The following is a 16,701-nucleotide window of genomic DNA, read 5'->3' on the forward strand; positions in this document are numbered from 1 at the left end:
GGACGGACCATCCCGTGGGCGCAACTTCGCCACGGATCCCCCACAAGGCGACGCACCTGCCGCGTCTCCGCAGGTCAAAGGCTGGCGGAATTTGTCCAGAGTCCGGAGCGCCACATACTCGGGCGGGGTACGTGCGAGAGGCCCTGCCGGCGTTTCCGCTGGTCAGGGCCTCTCGGGGCACTGGGTGGCAGGTGAAGGATTCGAACCTTCGTAGCTCTCGCGACGGATTTACAGTCCAGACAGGGCAGTTCGCTGACGTGCGACGTTGCAGTGGCGGCGCAAACTTCCCCGCGAATTCCCCACGGACAGTCGTCGCCAGCCCCGAACAGTGGACACCAACCGGATACCTCGCGCCATGAGGCGACGCCGCCACGCCCCACCCTGGCGATCACCGCACGACACCCCGCTGCCCGTCGAAGCGCTGAGCACAGGGCGCCATACCAGTGCTACCAGCCTTCAGGGATGAGGTGGTCTCCGTACACATAGAGTCGTTGAGTGAGGTCCTACGTGCCCCGGCGGAGACGAGATCAGCTGCCGAACAGTGGAGCTCAAAGCCCAGGGGCCAGCGTTCGCAGATCGCGAAACGCGGGGCCCTACGGCCTCGGGTGCGGCTGGTTCAGCTGGCCTGACTGTCGCTGACGAGGTCGAGCGCGATGTCGACGATCATGTCCTCCTGCCCGCCGACGAGTTTGCGACGACCGACCTCGAGCAGGATCGAGCGCACGTCGATGCGGTAGCGCTGCGACGCAGCCTCGGCATGACGGAGGAAGCTGGAGTAGACCCCCGCGTAGCCGAGGGTCAGCGTCTCCCGGTCGACCTGCACCGGGCGGTCCTGCAGGGGACGCACGAGGTCGTCGGCGGCGTCCTGCAGCGCGAAGAGGTCGCAGCGGTGCTTCCACTGGTTGAGGTTGGCGACGGCGACGAACGGCTCGATGGGGCAGTTGCCGGCACCAGCGCCGTGTCCGGCGAGCGACGCGTCGACGCGCACGACCCCCTCCTCGACGGCGACGACCGAGTTGGCGACGGCGAGCGACAGGTTCTGGTGAGCGTGTATGCCGATCTGGGTGCTCGGGTCGAGCACGTCACGGTAGGCCCGGACCCGATCCCGCACGCCGTCCATCGTCAGGCGTCCCCCGGAGTCGGTGACGTAGACGCAGCCAGCGCCGTAGGACTCCATCAGCTTCGCCTGGGCGGCGAGCTCGGGGGCGCTGCTCATGTGGCTCATCATGAGGAAGCCGGAGACGTCCATGCCGAGCTCTCGGGCCTTGCTGATGTGCTGCGCCGAGACGTCCGCCTCGGTGCAGTGCGTGGCGACGCGCACCGAGCGAACGCCCAGGGAGTACGCGTCCTCGAGCTCGCTGATCGTGCCGATGCCGGGGAGCAGGAGCGTCGTCAGGGTGGCCTGCGAGATGTTCTCCGCGGCGGCCTCGATCCAGGCCCAGTCGCTGTGCGAGCCGGGCCCGTAGTTGAGGCTGCCACCGGCGAGCCCGTCGCCGTGCGCGACCTCGATGGCGTCGACGCCGGCCGCGGCGAGCGCGGCGACGATCCGCCCGACATCCTTCGGGTTGATCCGGTGACGGACAGCGTGCATGCCGTCGCGCAGGGTGACGTCCTGGATGTAGAGCAGGGGGGTCTCGGTGTTCGAGAGGGTCACGGGTCGGTCTCCTGGGCTGGTGGCGCTGTCGCCGGGGGTGGTGGTCGTCGTGGCGCTCATGCGGTCACCCCTGCGTCGGCCCGCGAGGGGAGGCGCTCGGCGAGGGTCTCGGCCACGCGCCTGGCCGCGGAGGTCATGATGTCGAGGTTGCCGGCATACGCAGGCAGGTACATCGCCATGCCCTCGACCTCGAGGAAGACGCTCACCTTGGTCGTCACCGCGGGGGCGCCCTTGGGCAGCAGGGTGTGCACGGGCTCGTCGGGTGCGATCGGCGTGAACTGCACCTGCTGCTTGAGCCGGTAGCCGGGCACGTACTCCTGCACCTTCGTGACCATCTCGTCGATGGCGGCTCGGATCGCCTCGTGCGTCTGCTCGTCGGTCTCGCCGATGAGGGCGAACACCGTGTCACGCATGATGAGAGGCGGCTCGGCGGGGTTGAGGATGATGATCGCCTTGCCGCGCAGGGCTCCCCCGACCTTCTCGATGCCTGCGGTGGTCGTCTCGGTGAACTCGTCGATGTTGGCGCGCGTGCCCGGCCCTGCCGACTTCGAGGCGATGGAGGCGACGATCTCGGCGTACGGCACGGTCGTCACCCGCGAGATGGCCGCGACGATCGGGATGGTGGCCTGTCCGCCGCAGGTGACCATGTTGACGTTCTCGACGCCGGGGCCGTCGTCCTCGAGGTAGCGGTCGAGGTTGACCGGCGGCACGACGTACGGGCCGATCGCTGCCGGGGTCAGGTCCACGAGCTTCTTGCCGTATGCGGCCAGCTTGGCGGCGTTGGCCACGTGGGCCTTCGCGGACGTGGCGTCGAAGACGATGTCGATGTCGTCGAAGCCGTCGAGGGCGATGAGCCCGTCGACGCCCTCGTGGGTCGTCGGGATGCCCAGGCTGGCGGCGCGGCGCAGCCCGTCGGAGGTCGGGTCGATCCCGACCATCGCGGCCACCTCCAGGGTGGTGGACAGGCGCATCACCTTGAACATCAGGTCGGTTCCGATGTTGCCGGGGCCGATGATGGCCACCTTGGTCTTCGTCATCTGTGCTTTCCTTCAGTCGTTTCGGGAACGCGAGGGCGTGCGGGGCGCACGGCAGCGCGCGACGGCGTGGGTCACGGCGCCGGGGCTCGAACGGGCGGGGTCGGTCAGGCGGGCGACGGGGCGAAGCGTGCGGTCACGGTGCCGAGCGACGACAGCTCGGCCCGCACCACTTGGCCCGGGGTGACCGGTCGCATCGGCCCGAGGGCTCCGGACAGCACTACCTGGCCGGCGCGCAGCGGGTCGCCCACCTGTTGCGCCGTGCGGGCGAGCCAGAGGAGGGCCTCGAGGGGGTCGCCGAGGCAGGCCGCCCCGTTGCCCTCGGAGACGAGCTCGCCGTCGGCGTACATCTGCATCTGCACGTCGACCGGGTCGAACTCGTCGAGCCGCAGGCGCCGGTTGCCGAGGACGAACATGCCGCTCGAGCCGTTGTCGGCGATCGTGTCGGTGATGCGGATGTCCCAGCCGGCGATGCGACTGTCGACGATCTCGATCGCTGCGGCGGCGTGGTCGACCGCCGCGCGGACGGTCTCAAGGTCGAGGTCGTCCCCGTCCAGGTCGGCGCCCAGCACGAACGCGACCTCGGCCTCGGCCCGCGGCTGAAGCAGGGCCGACGTCGGGACCTGCTCTGCCGCGGAGACGTCCATGTCGTCGAAGAGGACGCCGAAGTCGGGCTGGCCGACGCCGAGCTGAGCCTGGACGGCCGGCGAGGTCAGGCCGATCTTGCGTCCGACGACGCGGGCACCCGCCCTCGAGCGGCGCAGCGCGAGCTCGTGCTGGACGGCATACGCGAGGGCGAAGTCGGTCTCGCCGAGCATGTCGCGCACCGGCGCGCAGGCCGCACCGGTCGCGGCCGCGTGCGCCAGGCGGTCGGCCGCCACGAGCACGACAGGCGGGACGTCGGCCGGGGCAGGGCGGTCGGCGTCGACGACGCCGCTGCCGGAGGGGCTGGAGATGGTCATGGGCACTCCTTGTCTGTGTGCCCCCAGAGTGCGCGAGCCAGGCCCGCGCCCGCCATCCGACCGTTCCACTCAGTGGACCGTCATTCCCGGGCGGGCGCGCGCCGCAGCGTCACGCGCCGCGCGAGCGTCGCAGCGACCCCCGCGGCCGCGGCACGCACGGCCACGGCGTGCTTGTCGGGGTGGAAGCGCGTCACCGGGCCGGTGACGCTGATGGCGGCGGTGGGGCGGTCGTCGGGGCCCAGGACGGGCGCGGCGACGCAGACCAGGCCCGTCGCGGACTCCTCGTACTCGTAGGCGACCCCGTCGTCGACGATGCGGTCGAGCTGCCGTCGCAGCGCTCCCGGCGCCGTGATGGTGCGCGGGGTGCGGCGCGTCAGGCCGGCGGCCACGACCTCGCCGAGCAGCTCGGGCGGTGAGTGGGCCAGCAGCGCCTTGCCGATCGCGGTGCAGTGCAGCGGCATCCGGCCCCCGATGCGCGAGGGCGAGCTGGCCTGTCGGTGCCCGCCGATCTTCGCGACGTAGACGACCTCAGAGCCCTCGAGCACACCGAGGTGGACCGTCTCGTGCGTGCGCTCCCGCAGGTCCTCCATGAAGGGCGTCGCGACCTCGAGCAGGCCCCGCTCGAGTGAGGCCCGCATGCCGAGCTCGAAGACGAGGCCCGTCAGGCGGTAGCCGTGGGTCGTGCGCTCGAGGAGCCGTGCTGCCGCCAGGTCGTTCACGACCCGATGCAGCGTCCCCTTGGCGAGGCCGGTGCGCCGACCCAGCTCGGCGAGCGACAGCCCGTAGTCGTCGGCGGAGAAAGCGAAGAGCACCGCGACGACCTTGCCGAGCACGGTGTCAGTGCCGATCGCCGGCGGCGACTGCCTCGGGGGCTCGGGACTGCCCATGGGCCAACGGAACCCGACGGCGGGCTGGTCGTCAACTCCAGCCGAGCCCAGGTCACGCCTGCTGGCGCGTGCGGGCGGCCGTTCGTAAGGCGGCGTCCCGAGTCCCCTCCCGCAACCCGCCGTTGCAGCGCCGCTCAAGCTCCCTGAGCGCGCCTGGGTTACCGTCGTTTGGATGCTGCGAGCTCTCAAAGTCCGGGGTCTGCCCGTTGGAGCCGACGATGAGTGGAGACGGTTCCGGAAGGAAGATGCTTGGACCACCCAGAGGCGCAAGCCAGCGTGCACGAAAGGGCGATGACCGCGAGACCGGTCAACATGCTCGGGTAGCTGAACCAATGCCCTAGAGCAGCGAGCGCAGCCGGAACGAGAAAGCCGACGTATGCCAGTGCGTAGTAGGCGCCTGTGAGCCGCGCAACGTCGTCCGGTGGTGCAATTCGCTGGACTTCGAGTAATCCCGAGACGACGGCTATGCCGTAGGCCGCGCCTAGGAGGATTGCGACGGGAATAGCGATGTAGGGCGAGCCGACGAACGAGGTGACGGCAGCCAGAGCGACTCCTGCGGTCATCAGCCCCATGGACACCACGACGGCTCGTGCGCTCGACAGGTCGTCCAGACGACGGGCCACTGGCTGGACCGCGACCCCGGTGCCGAGTGTGGCCACCGTCAGCACGGCTGTGTAGACGAGCGCGTTGTCGCCCAGCGCACCGCTGACCTGTTGGGGCACGATCGCGTAGGCGATTCCCGCCGAGCCGAAGATCCACGGCGCCATGGGAACGACGACGCGGAGAAAGCGCCCATGTCTTGCGGTCGGGGTTGTGACCCGAAGCATTCGAGACTCTCTGCGCTGCCCCGGTCGCCGTGTCTCCACTCCCTTCGCACCCACAAGCAGCCAGAGGGCCGGTAGACATAGGGCCGCGTGTGTCAGATACGGCCAGAGCAGTGGTGGTTCGAGGACCTCGGCGAGAAGAGCGGCGGAGGCCGGACCGACTGCGAAGCCTCCGGTCAGTGCCATTGTCGAGCGGCGAGCGCCACCCCCGGCTGGAAAGAGCTCAGAGATCCAAGAAGTGCCGACTGACATTGCGACACCGACAGCCACACCGCTGAAGCTGCGACCGAGGAAGATCCCGGAGAATCCCAGCTCTTCTCCGAGCGCCAGCAAGAAAGCTCCCAAGAGCGACGCACCGAGACCGAGGAGCAGCATCGGACGTCGTCCCATCGACTCGGACAGTGCTGCCGCGAGCAGAAGTCCAGGGATCAGGCCGACGACGTACGCGCCGAGCAACACGTCCACGGCGAGCTGCGAGTATCCCAACTCATGTCGATAAACCAGAAGCAGCGGGGTGAACTGGTTCCCTCCCCACGCCATCACGAACATCGCGACAGCAATCCTCATCCATGCCCCACTGGCCCATGCGGGCTCGTCGCGGCGAGCAGCGGGCGCTGCAAAATCCGGGGTTGTCGCCTGCTTCCGCACTCCGATCGGAGGATCGATGGGCACGGCGCCGCTCATGAGGACCCCTCGAGGTCGCGGTGATCCGTGGCGCTGACGGACCAGAGCAACCACGCCGCAAGGAGGGCCGGGCTCTGCGGACAGCGCAACGGCCTGGAGGGATCGGTCACGGCGCAACCGCCGCTGTCAGAGCCCGGGAGGCTCCGACCGTTTCCCAGAGGTCCCGCGTCCCGAGCAAGGAGGGAGTCGCGAGGGCGACACCGCTCAGCAGGTACGCACGCGTCTTCTCCCGGTCGCCAGCCACCTCCCGGAACCTCGCGAGTCGCTCCTCCGTCGGCTCGAAGACCAACCGCTTGCTGTCGCTGGAGATCGGTGTTGTGTAGTCCCAGAAGACGCGTCTGCGCTCTTGCGAGTATCGGTCGAGCAGCTGCTCGTCCGCGGCCTCGAGGAGGACGGCCGTGAGGGCCTCAGTCAGGGTGAAGGCGTCGAACATCCCGCCCACGAGCCCGAACCCGCGCGTCGGGTTGGTCACGTGCGCCGCGTCGCCGGCCAGGAGGACCCTGCCGACGCGATAGGACTCGGCCGAGCGCTGGTGCATCCGGTAATGGCGCCATAGACGCATCTCGTGGCCGAACCCCTCCTGCGGGATCACCGCCCGGAAGTGGCGCGCCATCCGCGTCTCGATCCCCTCTTCCGGCAGGCTGAGCGACTCCGAGTAGGTGTGGCGCCACAGGCCGTCCGGGGTGATCTGGTGGATAACCGCACCGTGCTGCGCGTCGATCAGATACCCCGAAACGAAGTGGTCGGCGTACGCCCCCCGACAGTTCGTCGCCACGAAGCGTTCCCCCCAGGTCATGCCCTCGAAGCTGAGGCCGAGTTCGCGTCGCACGATGCTGCGGGCGCCGTCAGCACCGATGAGCCACGGGACCCGCAGGGCCTGCGATCCCTCGCTGGACTCCACGGACACCGTGACGCCTGTGCGGTCCTGCTCCAGGCCTGCGACGGTGTGGCCCCAGAGGATTCGGACGTTTGGCAACCTGTCGAGGTGCCTCTTGACGACGCCACCCAGTGCGTCCTGTCCTAGGACCAGGCTGTAGGGGTGGCGAACGTCGCCTTCGAGGATCCCGATGTCCATCGAGATGCGCTCTCCGGTCCTGAAGACCTGGGCACTCCAGTCGTCTTTGAGATATCCGAGCTCCATCGCATCCGCGAGGACCCCAAGCCGCTCGAGCCCCGCAAGTACGGCCCAGTGATAGGTCATGCCGCGAGGCTCATCAAGGATGTCGTCCGCTGCGTCGAGCACGGTCACGCCAATTCCACTCTGGGCCAGACCGAGTGCAGCAATGAGCCCTACCGGCCCCGCCCCGACGATGATGACGTCGCAGTCGCTCATGTTGCTTCTACCTCTCGCACAATGCAACCTCAGTGGCCGCGGAGCCATCCTCTGGGTTGCCGTGCCCGCGCTCCACCATTCATTCCGCTCCTCGGAACCTTTGGTCGCAGGGCGGTCCGTGGGCATCAGTTGGCCTCTTCAGCCTCCCCGGCCCCGGAATTCGCTGCAGCCCAGAAGGATCGCGCCGGGTAATCCGCGCGGCATCGACACGAGGTGATCGAGCCCGCGTGACCCAGCACCTCAGCTCATCAGGTCAGCTCGGGAAGTCGTCGTCCCGCCACTCCAGCTCCGGCCGGTTGCCCCCTTCGGCCAGTTCATCCTCGCGGCTTCGCAGCTCGACCCGGCGGATCTTGCCGGAGATCGTTTTGGGCAGCTCAGCGAACTCGATCCGCCGCAACCGTTGCCAAGGCGCGAGCCGCGCACGGGCGTGCGCGAGAACGTCTTTGGCGACCTCAGGGGTCGGCTCGTACCCCGGTGCGAGCGCGATGTACGCCTTGGGCACCGCAAGGCGCACCGCGTCCGGTGCCGGCACGACGGCCGCCTCGGCTACTGCGGGATGCTCGATGAGCGCCGACTCGAGCTCGAAGGGCGAGATCTTGTAGTCGCTCGCCTTGAAGACGTCATCGGTGCGGCCGACATAGGTGATGTAGCCGTCTCGGTCGACGGACGCGACATCACCAGTCCGGTACCAACGATTCTGGTCGTTTGGTCCGTCGACGAGGCCTCCGTCGACGGTGAGGTAGCCAGACATGAGGGACAGCGGGTGGGCACGACGGTCGAGGCAGAGTTCACCTTCCCCGGGACCCGTGACGACCTCATCGGTCAGGGGGTCGACGATCGCCACCGGGACGCCGGGTAGCGGCCGGCCCATGGACCCGGGCTTGAGCGGTGAGCCTGGGGTGTTGCCGACCGATGCGGTGGTTTCGGTCTGGCCGTATCCATCGCGGATCGTGAGGCCCCATGCCCGCTCGATCTGGGCGATCACCTCCGGGTTCAGGGGTTCCCCGGCGCCGACGACTTCACGCAACGCCCCGGGACGAACAGACAGATCGCCGTTGATCAGCATCCGCCACACAGTCGGTGGCGCGCACATCGAGGTCACCTGGTGTGTCCGCAGAACCGTGAGCAGGGAGGTGGCGTCGAAGCGCACGTAGTTCAGCACCACGATCGTCGCCTCGGCGATCCAAGGCGCAAAGATCGAGGCCCACGCGTGCTTAGCCCATCCCGGGCTGGAGATGTTGAGGTGCACGTCGCCCGGCCGCAGGCCCAGCCAGTACGTCGTCGACAGATGTCCCACCGGGTAGGAGACCTGGCTGTGCTGGACGAGCTTGGGGCGAGAGGTCGTGCCTGAGGTGAAGTAGTAGAGCAGCGGATCCTGTGGTGCGGTGCCGGGATGCGGCAGCGGACCCGTCTCTGCTCTCGCAGCGTCCGCGAAGTCGTGCCAAGCACCGTCGCCGCTCCCGCCGACGGCGATCCTCACCATTGAGTCCTCGACCTGGTGGAACGCGCCGGTGTCGGCCCGATTGGTGATCACAGCGACCGCGCTCCCCCGCTGGATCCGGTCGGCCAACTCCTCCGGGCCGACTGCTGTCGCGGTCGGCATGATGACCGCTCCGAGCTTCATCACCCCCAGCACCGCCTCCCACATCTCGATCTGGTTGCCGAGCATGACGAGCACCGCCTGTCCACGCCTGATCCCGAGACCGGACAGCCACGCCGCGACACGGTCGGAGCGGCGTGCCATCTCGTCGAAGGTGACCGTCTCGGTGCTGCCGTCCTCTGCGACAACCCTGAGTGCGGGCTTGTGGTTTCCCCGGGCGATCGCGTCGAACCAGTCGACGCCCCAGCAGAAGCGGTCCCCGACGTCGGGATAGCTGAACTCCCTGGCCGCCCGCCCGTAGTCCTCTCGTAGGTCGAGCAGCAGGTCGCGGGCCGCACGGTAGGCCCTCGTAGCGGGAGATTCTGCGCCGCCGGACGGGTTCACGAGCGGTCCTCTCGGTTGATGAATGCACGGCCGTTGGATCGTGCGATGCCGTCGATCTGGGTCTCGGTCAATCCGTGGTCCAGGCCACCCGCCAGGAAGCGGGCCAAGCCCGTCAGCTGTCCGGGAATGAAGGGCGCGTCCGTCCCGACCATCACGTGGTCCGGGCCGAAGCGGTGGGTGAGCAGGGGCAGGTGCGCCGGATCAAGCACCAAGGTGTCCACCCACAGATGTCTGAGCAGATCGTCGAAGGCGGCGCTCCGCCCCTCCTCGCCCCAGATGGACAGGGCGAGCCCGATGCGCGGCGCCGCCCAGGCGAGCGTGCCGCAACCGTGCGCGAAGCCGATGCGGAGGTCGGGGTGATCGTCCAGAACCCCTCCGGTCAGGAGGGCCGTTGCGGCGAGCGCGGTGTCGGTGAGCATGCCCAGGCCGAAGTCGTAAGGCTGCCCGGTACGGCGTACGGAGCCCGCGCCACCGTCCATCGGGTGCACGAAGATCCTCGCGTCGAGGTCCGCAGCCGCGGCGAAGAAGGGGGCCAGAGCAGGGTCGTCGAGCTCACGGTGCTCGACCCGAGTACCGATCTCGACCCCCGCCAGACCGAGCTCGCCCACCGCCCGCTGGAGCTCGCTGATGGCGGCGTCGACGTTCTGCAGCGGGACACCGCCCAGACCGGCGAGCCGACCGTCCGACGCCTCTACCGCGGCAGCGATGCCGTCGTTGACCTCTCGGGCAAAGGCCGCGGCCGGTCCGGGGTCCGCCCAGGTCGTGAGCATGACCGGGACCGGTGAGATGAGCTGTTGCTCGATGGCGAAGTCATCCATGGATGCCAGGCGCTGGGGAACGTCCCACAGCGGACCCTCGACAGCTCGGAAGAGCCGGTCCCCCTGGTGGATCGCGCTCCGGCCGGGCGTTTCCGGGTCCAGACGCAGGACCGGCCACCGCGGATCGGCTCCGACCGGCGGCTCAGTGATGCCGGGCGGGAAGAAGTGGGCGTGGGTATCGACGACACCCCCCGCCCATCTGTCCAGAGTCATCGTGTGGCTCCTGTCCATCGGGAGTTGCGGTGGGCGGAACTCCCCTTCGTCGGGGTCCTGGAGCGCACTAGAGTCGAAACGTCGCACCATGGCTTCACGGGACGAGGAGGTCCGACATCGACGCTCCGCACAACCGCGCTCCGGGGGCCGATTCGCCTTCCATCCTCGCGAAGGCGTTCGACATTCTCCGTGCCTTTGACACGACGAGCCGAGTCATGACCCTGACCGAGCTTGCCCGCGCTGCCGACCTGCCCAAGTCGACAGTCCACCGTCTGCTGATCCGGCTGGTCGAGCTCGACGTCGTCGAGCACATCGGCGAGGGCTACCGCGTGAGCGTGAGCCTGATCCGGCTCGCCTCCCTCTCGCCGGCCAACCTCATGCGCGACGTCGCCATGCCACATATGGCCCGCCTCCACAACTGGTCTGGGCACACGGTGTCGTTGGGGGTGCTGCGCGACTTCGACACGGTGATCCTCGAGCAGGTGGGATCGGCTACCTGGCACTTCGACCCCCATCGCGTCGGCGCTCGCATCCCTGCCCACAGCTCGGCGCTGGGCAAGGCCCTGCTCGCGTGGGACCCGCGCGAGGCACTTGAGTCGCTGCTCCCCAACCCGCTGCAAGCGGTCACCGTCGCGACGATCACGGACCGAGACGTGCTCATGGCCGAGCTGCGCGAGATCCGGTCGACGAACCTGGCGCGCCAGGTCGACGAGAGCCGCGAGGGGATCTCGGGGATCGGCTCCGCGATCATCATCAAGGGCGAGGCCGTCGGGGCTTTGGCGATCGTTCACCCGTCGTCGGTGAACCTGCCGGGCGAGGCCGCACACGCGCTGCGTGCCACGGCCGCACGCCTCGCCACGGAGATCACCGACCGACTCACTGCCCTCGGGCAGCAGAAGCGTTGGATGCCGGGGCGAGAGGTCACTGGACCTCTCGCCCTCGACGAGAGTGATCAGCACAAGATCACCTGAAGAAGGCAAAAGCCTTGTTGGAGTTGAAGATCTCGGTCTCGACGAGCTCGCTCCACTCCAGTTCGAGCCCAAGCTCTCGCGCCGCCCCCAGCAGGCAGTGCCAGTTGAGGATCTCGTGCTGTCCTGAGTGGACGACCTCTTGGCTGGTCCGGCTGACCCACGGCTCGTGGTCGTCCGCCACCATCGCCGCGTACAGGGCTCGGTCGCTTTCTGTGTCGGGGCGCAAGTGCCAGCCCTCGTCGTACAGGAATGCGTGCGACCAGCTCGACGACGCGACGAGCGCCACCCGCAGGTCGCTTTCGCGTGCCATGCGCCCCACGGCGCGGCCGAGCTCGTAGCAGCGGGCCGGCGTCGGGCCGGGGGGGTCGAGGTCCTCCCCCGCTTGGATCTCCGCGAACCGCGCGATGCCGCCGCGCCGGGCGATGACGTGCTCGCCGTAGCAGTTCACCGCGATCGGGACGATCGGGTACGGGAACTCTTTGCCGACGTTGTCGTAGTCGAGGAAGATCTGCGTGTTGGCGAAGGCGTGCGGGAAGTTGGTCCCGGGCCGCGGCATGTACGAGTACGCGATGTCTACACCGGAATTGAGCACTGCGGTCGCGACCTCCTTCCCGACGTCGGGCGCCCCCTTCATGGTGAAGACCTGGTCGTTCGGCAGCCCCCACGCGTTCGGCAGGCCGAGCTTCGTGATGACGCCGAACGGGTCGACCTCGGTGTCGTCGTAGGCGAGGACGCAGAAGCTCGGAATCACCTCCTCGCGGAAGTTCTCGTACTGGTCATCGCCCCACACGAGGACGACGTCGGGTTTGAAGGCGTCGAGCTCGGCGCGCACCCGTTCCAGGTGGGTTCGCAGCGCCTTCCGATGTGCGGCTGCGGCGGCGGTGCCTCCGTCGTCCGACCATTCCTTTTGAGCCAGCCGCGACCAGTTCGCCGGGTCCTTCTCCGCCTCGGGGATGTCGGGGTCCTTGAGCGTCGAGTGCAACAGCGCGGCCATCGTCTCGTCCGGCCCCAGCAGCAGCGGGTAGTGGGTCATGCCCAGTCCGATGACGTCACCCATGATCGTTCCTCCTATCGGTTCGGACGGTCAGGACGCAGGGACGGGTGAGTCCGCCGCGAGCTCGCGCCGCGGGGCGGTCCAGTAGTCCGGCAGTGCGTCGTACTCCTCGGCGGGCAGCACCTCCCCGGTGATGCACTCGTTCCACTGCCGCCAGAAGGTGCGCATCTGGTACTCGTCGGACTGCACGGGGACGGACTCGTGCATGCCCCGTGAGATGTCCGACCACTGCAGCTCCTTGACCGAGCCGTAGGCAGTCTGGGCGCTCTCGAGCATCTCCACGTCGTCGGGGGAGGCGAGCCCGCCCGGCCCCCAGAAGGTGAGGAAGTTGTCGAGGCGCTGCCGCTTGAGCTCCGCACCCTCCTCCGGAGGGGCCAGCTCCCAAGCGGTGACCTCCATGTAGTCGTGCGAGACCGGGTCGATCTTGCGGATGACCACGCCCATGACGAGGTCGATGATCACGAGGTTGGGGAAGATCACCATGTTGCGGATGCCGTTGAGTCGCTCCACCCAGCCTGCACCGTACTTCTCGCGCAGCCGCTCGTAGCGAGCCTCCTTCTCGGCGCGGGCCTCGTCGGACAGGGCTCGGCCGAAGATGTCGCCACTGCCGGACGCGCCCACCGTCACCGCGTGGCCGTTCCCCAGGTTGATCGAGCGCGAGTCCTTGAGCGATTTGCCGGCATCGATCGGGCCGCGGGCCGCGACGATCATCTCGAAGTAACGCTGGTGGGTGGACATGGCGTGGTAGCCGTCGTAGCTGTTCTCCACGAGCAGCTTCCAGTTGGCCTTCACCGAGTAGTGGTGGGTGCCCTCGAGCACTTCCATCCCCTCCTCCGACATGTCCGACACGAGGTCGAGGTACTCGGCTGCGCCCGCCAGATGTGTCCTCAGGTCGACCACATCGGGGTTGAAGGAGACGAAGACGAATCCCCGGTAGGTCTCGACCCTCGGCGGGGTCGCGAGGCCAGGCCGCTCGAAGTCCGGACCGTAGGCCGAGTCACCCGGCACGGAGACCAGGTCACCACGCGTGCTGAAGCTCCAGCCGTGGTAGGCACAGGTCATGAAGCGGGCGTTGCCAGAGCCCTCGCGGCACAGCATCGCGCCGCGGTGCGGGCAGGAGTTGACCCACACGCGGACCTGTCCCGTCTTGTCCTTGACGAAGATCAGCGGACGACCGGCGACCGAGCGGGTCTTGAAGTCGTTCGGCTTCTTCAGCTCGGACTCGTGGCCGAGGTAGAGCCAGGTCTTGTCGAAGATCTCCTCCTTCTCGCGGGCAAAGATCTCTGCGTCGGTCATCACACGTCGGTTGACCCGGAAGCGTGGCATCTGACGGTCATCGTCGATGTACTCGGACATGGGGGCGCACCTTCTTCTTCTGACAGGGGAAAGGGATTCAGCTGGAGAACGACTGCGCGGCCTGCTGGCGGTCCAACCAGGCCTCGGCGGACGGGGTGGAGCGGGGGACGACGTGCAGGTTGAGCCACTCCGCGGTTCGCTGCCACGAGTCGAAGACCGCGGCGTGCGCCAAAGCATCGGTGGAGTCACGGAGGCAGTGCTCGACCCCCCGATACCCGACGAGGTCGGCGTGCTCGGCGGCCGCCGTCCTGACCTTCTCGCGGCAGGAAGCGATCTCATCGTTCAGCTCGTCCTTGAGGCCGCGACCGACGAGGCCGAGCCATGGGCTGAGCAGTCGGAAGGCCGTAGCGGTCCCCAGGATCTCTCGGGCAGCACGAGGGACGCTGACGACGGCACCGAAGGTCGACTGTGTGCCCACGAGCATTGCTGCGCGAGAACCCTGCCCATAACCGATGACCGCGGTTTGCTCCTGCGTCCATCCACGGGCAGCCAGGAGGCGGACCAGGTGGTGGACGACCGCGAGGTTGGCGTTGTCGTCGACATCAGTCGCCGGCAGTGCGAGTACCGACTCGTAACCGTGCTGCGCAAGCCGGTTCATGATGTCGACGGCCCCCATCTCGTCCATGCCCTCGGGGCCGGCGAGAACCACCGCGGCCCCTCGCGGGACACCCCCGAGGCGCAGCTCGAGGAGGCGGACCTCGGCGTCCGCGACGGTAGCCGTCGACACCTGGGGATCAATGCGTACGTCCATGGTCACCTACAACTCCTCTGTTGTGGACCGTTGGGATGAGCGGGAGTCAATCCGGGCCCGGCCACGAAGGGAATGCGCCGTCCCGGCCGTCGGAACCTCTCCGGGAAGGACCTCCGGAAGGAGCCTTTCTCCGATCGCCTCAGCGGCCCTCGAAACCATCTGGCCCAGGCGAGAGATCTGTCTGGGACCGCTTCGCCCGATGGTCAGGGTCGGAATCACGATGGACACTGCGGCCACTGGGCGCCCTTGGGACACAATGGGGGCCGCGATGCATACGAAGCCATGGCAGGCCTCCTCGGACTCGACCACGAAGCCCGCCTCCCGTGCTCGATGGAGCTGAACGAGCAGCTGCGCGTGCGCCGTGACGGAGAAGGGGGTGGCTCGGGGAAGGGGATGCGCCAGCAATGACTGGAGGGCCTCCGGGGGTCCGGCGGAGAGCAGCGCCTTGCCCAAGCCGGTGCAGGCTGCCGGAAAGCGGCCTCCCACCCGGGTCGGGAGCCGGACACCCTCGGCCCGCATGACCTTGTCGACGTACTGGATCGACCGACCACGCAGCACAGCCAGGTGGACAGCGACTGCCTCAGACTCTTCGAAGAGCCGGGCGAGTGAGGGATACGCGACATCCCTGAGGTCTGCGTTGCGGGACCGCCGCGCGGTGTCGGCGATGTCGAGGAAGGCATCACCCAGGCGGTACAGGTTTCCTGCCCGGTCGACGAACCCCTGGTTGTCCAGCTCCTTCAGGAGGCGGTGGGTCGTGCTCTTCGGCTGTCCGACCGCGAGCGCGATCTCGGTCAGGCCCACCGCCGCTTGGCCGCTCTGGAGCATCGCCGTCAGCACGGCGAGCACCTTGGACACTGAGGACGGCTGTTCCCGCACGAGAGCCTGTGTCATCGGCTGCGCGGTCATCAAACCTCCATGTCGGTCCCGGTCACGTCGGCGGCGGCGTGACAGGCCCACTCTCGGAGGGGCTCGGGCCCCGCGATAGAGGAGGTTCCGGCCGTCGGAACCACCTCAGGCGGACAGCTCGCCGCCGGGGGTCACGACGAGGGGAGACAGCGGAGCCCCGCCGTGCACTGCCTCCGTGAGGAGGTCGGCGGACGCGTTCAGGCCACCGGCCAAGTGTGCGGGCGCGGCCAGGCGCAAGCGCCCCAAGTGCGCAAGCCGTGCCAGCAGCGGCAGCGACTCGGGGTGCACGCGTGGGGGCCCGGACAGCGTGCGGCCGTCCCAGCGGTTGCTCTCAGGGCTCACGGTGAAGGGGCCGGCGAGAGCCCCCCTCCCTTCCGGGCCGAGAACTGCGACGGCCTGCCGCCCCGCGTCGGCATCGGGTGCGGTGTGGAGGACGACGTCGAGCCCGTGTCCACGGGTGATGTCCAACAGGCGTTCCGGGAACATGGCGTCCGCGGGGTCGAGAGTGGCGTCGGCCCCCTGATCCAGCGCCGTCTCCCTCGCGGCCGCACTGGGATCGACGACGACGAGCGGTACGGCCCCCAGGAGTCTGGCGATCGGCACTGCCACCCCGCCGAGGGACCCGGCACCCCAGATCCCCACAGAGGCACCGATCGTCACACCGGCGTGTACGAGCATCGAATGGGCACGTGCGGCCAATGGCAGCACCGCCCCGACCGCGATCGGCAGCTCCTGCGGGATCGGCACCAGGCCCTCGACGGGAGCGACGACGTAGTCGGACAGACCCCCGTCCTGCTCGGTGCCCGGGACGAACCAGGCCCGCCCGACTCGGACCTCCGGCTGCAGCGCCACGCGCCGGCCGAGTGGCCATCCGTCGGCACCCGCGCCCGGCGCGGCCACCGTGCCTGCGACGTGGCGACCAAGGACCCGCAGGCCGTGCGCATCGCCGCGTAACGGCCGCGGGCCAACCGCCGGTTCGCCGTCCCGGCGGTCCAACGCAACTGCGCCGACCCGGACGAGCACCTGACCCGCTGCCGGGCGCACACGGCGTACCTCGTGGAGGTGCACCCCGTCGGCGTCGTGGCGCACGGCGCGCATGGTCGGAATTCTCACGACTCCTCCAGGGGGCTCGGGCCGGGACTGGGGCCGGCTGGCCGCGACCCTACGCAGCCGACCGGCCGGGCGCGCCGTGTGGTTCCAGTGACTGAAACGCGCTCTGGTTGGGGCGGATGGGCGACCCCAGACTCGACGACGGACAGCACCTGGGACA

The 16,701-nt window shown here is 68.7% G+C and carries 14 protein-coding genes; 1 reads left to right on the top strand and 13 read right to left on the bottom strand.

Annotated features, from left to right (window positions below):
- Positions 1 to 616 precede the first annotated feature (616 nt).
- The 8 genes from dmpG to AC3WRT_RS02120 form a co-directional block, all read right to left on the bottom strand.
- Complete coding sequence (gene dmpG, locus AC3WRT_RS02085; protein WP_492718556.1) at positions 617 to 1,714, bottom strand: 4-hydroxy-2-oxovalerate aldolase; 1,098 nt, start codon at positions 1,712 to 1,714, stop codon at positions 617 to 619.
- Positions 1,711 to 2,691: an acetaldehyde dehydrogenase (acetylating) gene (locus tag AC3WRT_RS02090; RefSeq protein ID WP_492718558.1), complete on the bottom strand. Its 981-nt coding sequence runs from the start codon at positions 2,689 to 2,691 to the stop codon at positions 1,711 to 1,713. Before AC3WRT_RS02090 ends, dmpG begins: the two co-directional genes overlap by 4 nt.
- Positions 2,692 to 2,795: 104 nt before the next feature.
- The gene (locus AC3WRT_RS02095) at positions 2,796 to 3,650 is read right to left on the bottom strand and encodes a 2-keto-4-pentenoate hydratase (protein ID WP_492718560.1); all 855 of its coding nucleotides are present in this window, start codon (positions 3,648 to 3,650) and stop codon (positions 2,796 to 2,798) included.
- An 80-nt stretch (positions 3,651 to 3,730) separates the two neighbouring features.
- Entirely contained in the window at positions 3,731 to 4,537 is an 807-nt protein-coding gene (locus tag AC3WRT_RS02100; RefSeq protein ID WP_492718563.1) for an IclR family transcriptional regulator, read from the bottom strand.
- Positions 4,538 to 4,722: 185 nt separating this feature from the next.
- Positions 4,723 to 5,928, bottom strand: a complete 1,206-nt coding sequence (locus tag AC3WRT_RS02105; RefSeq protein ID WP_492718565.1) for an MFS transporter — start codon at positions 5,926 to 5,928, stop codon at positions 4,723 to 4,725.
- Positions 5,929 to 6,151: 223 nt separating this feature from the next.
- A complete protein-coding gene (locus AC3WRT_RS02110) occupies positions 6,152 to 7,378 on the bottom strand; it encodes an FAD-dependent oxidoreductase (RefSeq protein ID WP_492718568.1) in 1,227 nt (408 codons plus the stop codon).
- A gap of 253 nt (positions 7,379 to 7,631) precedes the next feature.
- The gene (locus AC3WRT_RS02115) at positions 7,632 to 9,362 is read right to left on the bottom strand and encodes an AMP-binding protein (RefSeq protein ID WP_492718571.1); all 1,731 of its coding nucleotides are present in this window, start codon (positions 9,360 to 9,362) and stop codon (positions 7,632 to 7,634) included.
- Entirely contained in the window at positions 9,359 to 10,393 is a 1,035-nt protein-coding gene (locus AC3WRT_RS02120; protein WP_492718573.1) for an amidohydrolase family protein, read from the bottom strand. Before AC3WRT_RS02120 ends, AC3WRT_RS02115 begins: the two co-directional genes overlap by 4 nt.
- Positions 10,394 to 10,554: 161 nt before the next feature.
- Here AC3WRT_RS02120 and AC3WRT_RS02125 point away from each other — a divergent pair, with 161 nt between their 5' ends.
- Positions 10,555 to 11,364 (top strand): IclR family transcriptional regulator, encoded by an 810-nt coding sequence (locus AC3WRT_RS02125; protein WP_492719119.1) that lies wholly within the window; start codon positions 10,555 to 10,557, stop codon positions 11,362 to 11,364.
- Here AC3WRT_RS02125 and AC3WRT_RS02130 read toward each other — a convergent pair.
- From AC3WRT_RS02130 to AC3WRT_RS02150, 5 genes are all read right to left on the bottom strand, one after another.
- Positions 11,357 to 12,421, bottom strand: coding sequence for a DODA-type extradiol aromatic ring-opening family dioxygenase (locus tag AC3WRT_RS02130; RefSeq protein WP_492718575.1), 1,065 nt, complete (start codon positions 12,419 to 12,421; stop codon positions 11,357 to 11,359). The genes AC3WRT_RS02125 and AC3WRT_RS02130 overlap by 8 nt on opposite strands.
- A 27-nt stretch (positions 12,422 to 12,448) precedes the next feature.
- Positions 12,449 to 13,774, bottom strand: a complete 1,326-nt coding sequence (locus AC3WRT_RS02135) for an aromatic ring-hydroxylating oxygenase subunit alpha (RefSeq protein WP_492718577.1) — start codon at positions 13,772 to 13,774, stop codon at positions 12,449 to 12,451.
- Positions 13,775 to 13,811: 37 nt separating this feature from the next.
- Positions 13,812 to 14,531, bottom strand: coding sequence for a dienelactone hydrolase family protein (locus AC3WRT_RS02140; RefSeq protein ID WP_492718579.1), 720 nt, complete (start codon positions 14,529 to 14,531; stop codon positions 13,812 to 13,814).
- Complete coding sequence (locus AC3WRT_RS02145; RefSeq protein WP_492718583.1) at positions 14,532 to 15,431, bottom strand: IclR family transcriptional regulator; 900 nt, start codon at positions 15,429 to 15,431, stop codon at positions 14,532 to 14,534.
- A gap of 105 nt (positions 15,432 to 15,536) precedes the next feature.
- The gene (locus AC3WRT_RS02150) at positions 15,537 to 16,529 is read right to left on the bottom strand and encodes a zinc-binding dehydrogenase (RefSeq protein WP_492718585.1); all 993 of its coding nucleotides are present in this window, start codon (positions 16,527 to 16,529) and stop codon (positions 15,537 to 15,539) included.
- Between the last annotated feature and the right edge of the window lie 172 nt (positions 16,530 to 16,701).

The organism is Terrabacter sp. FW104-15G4B, assembly GCF_058790095.1.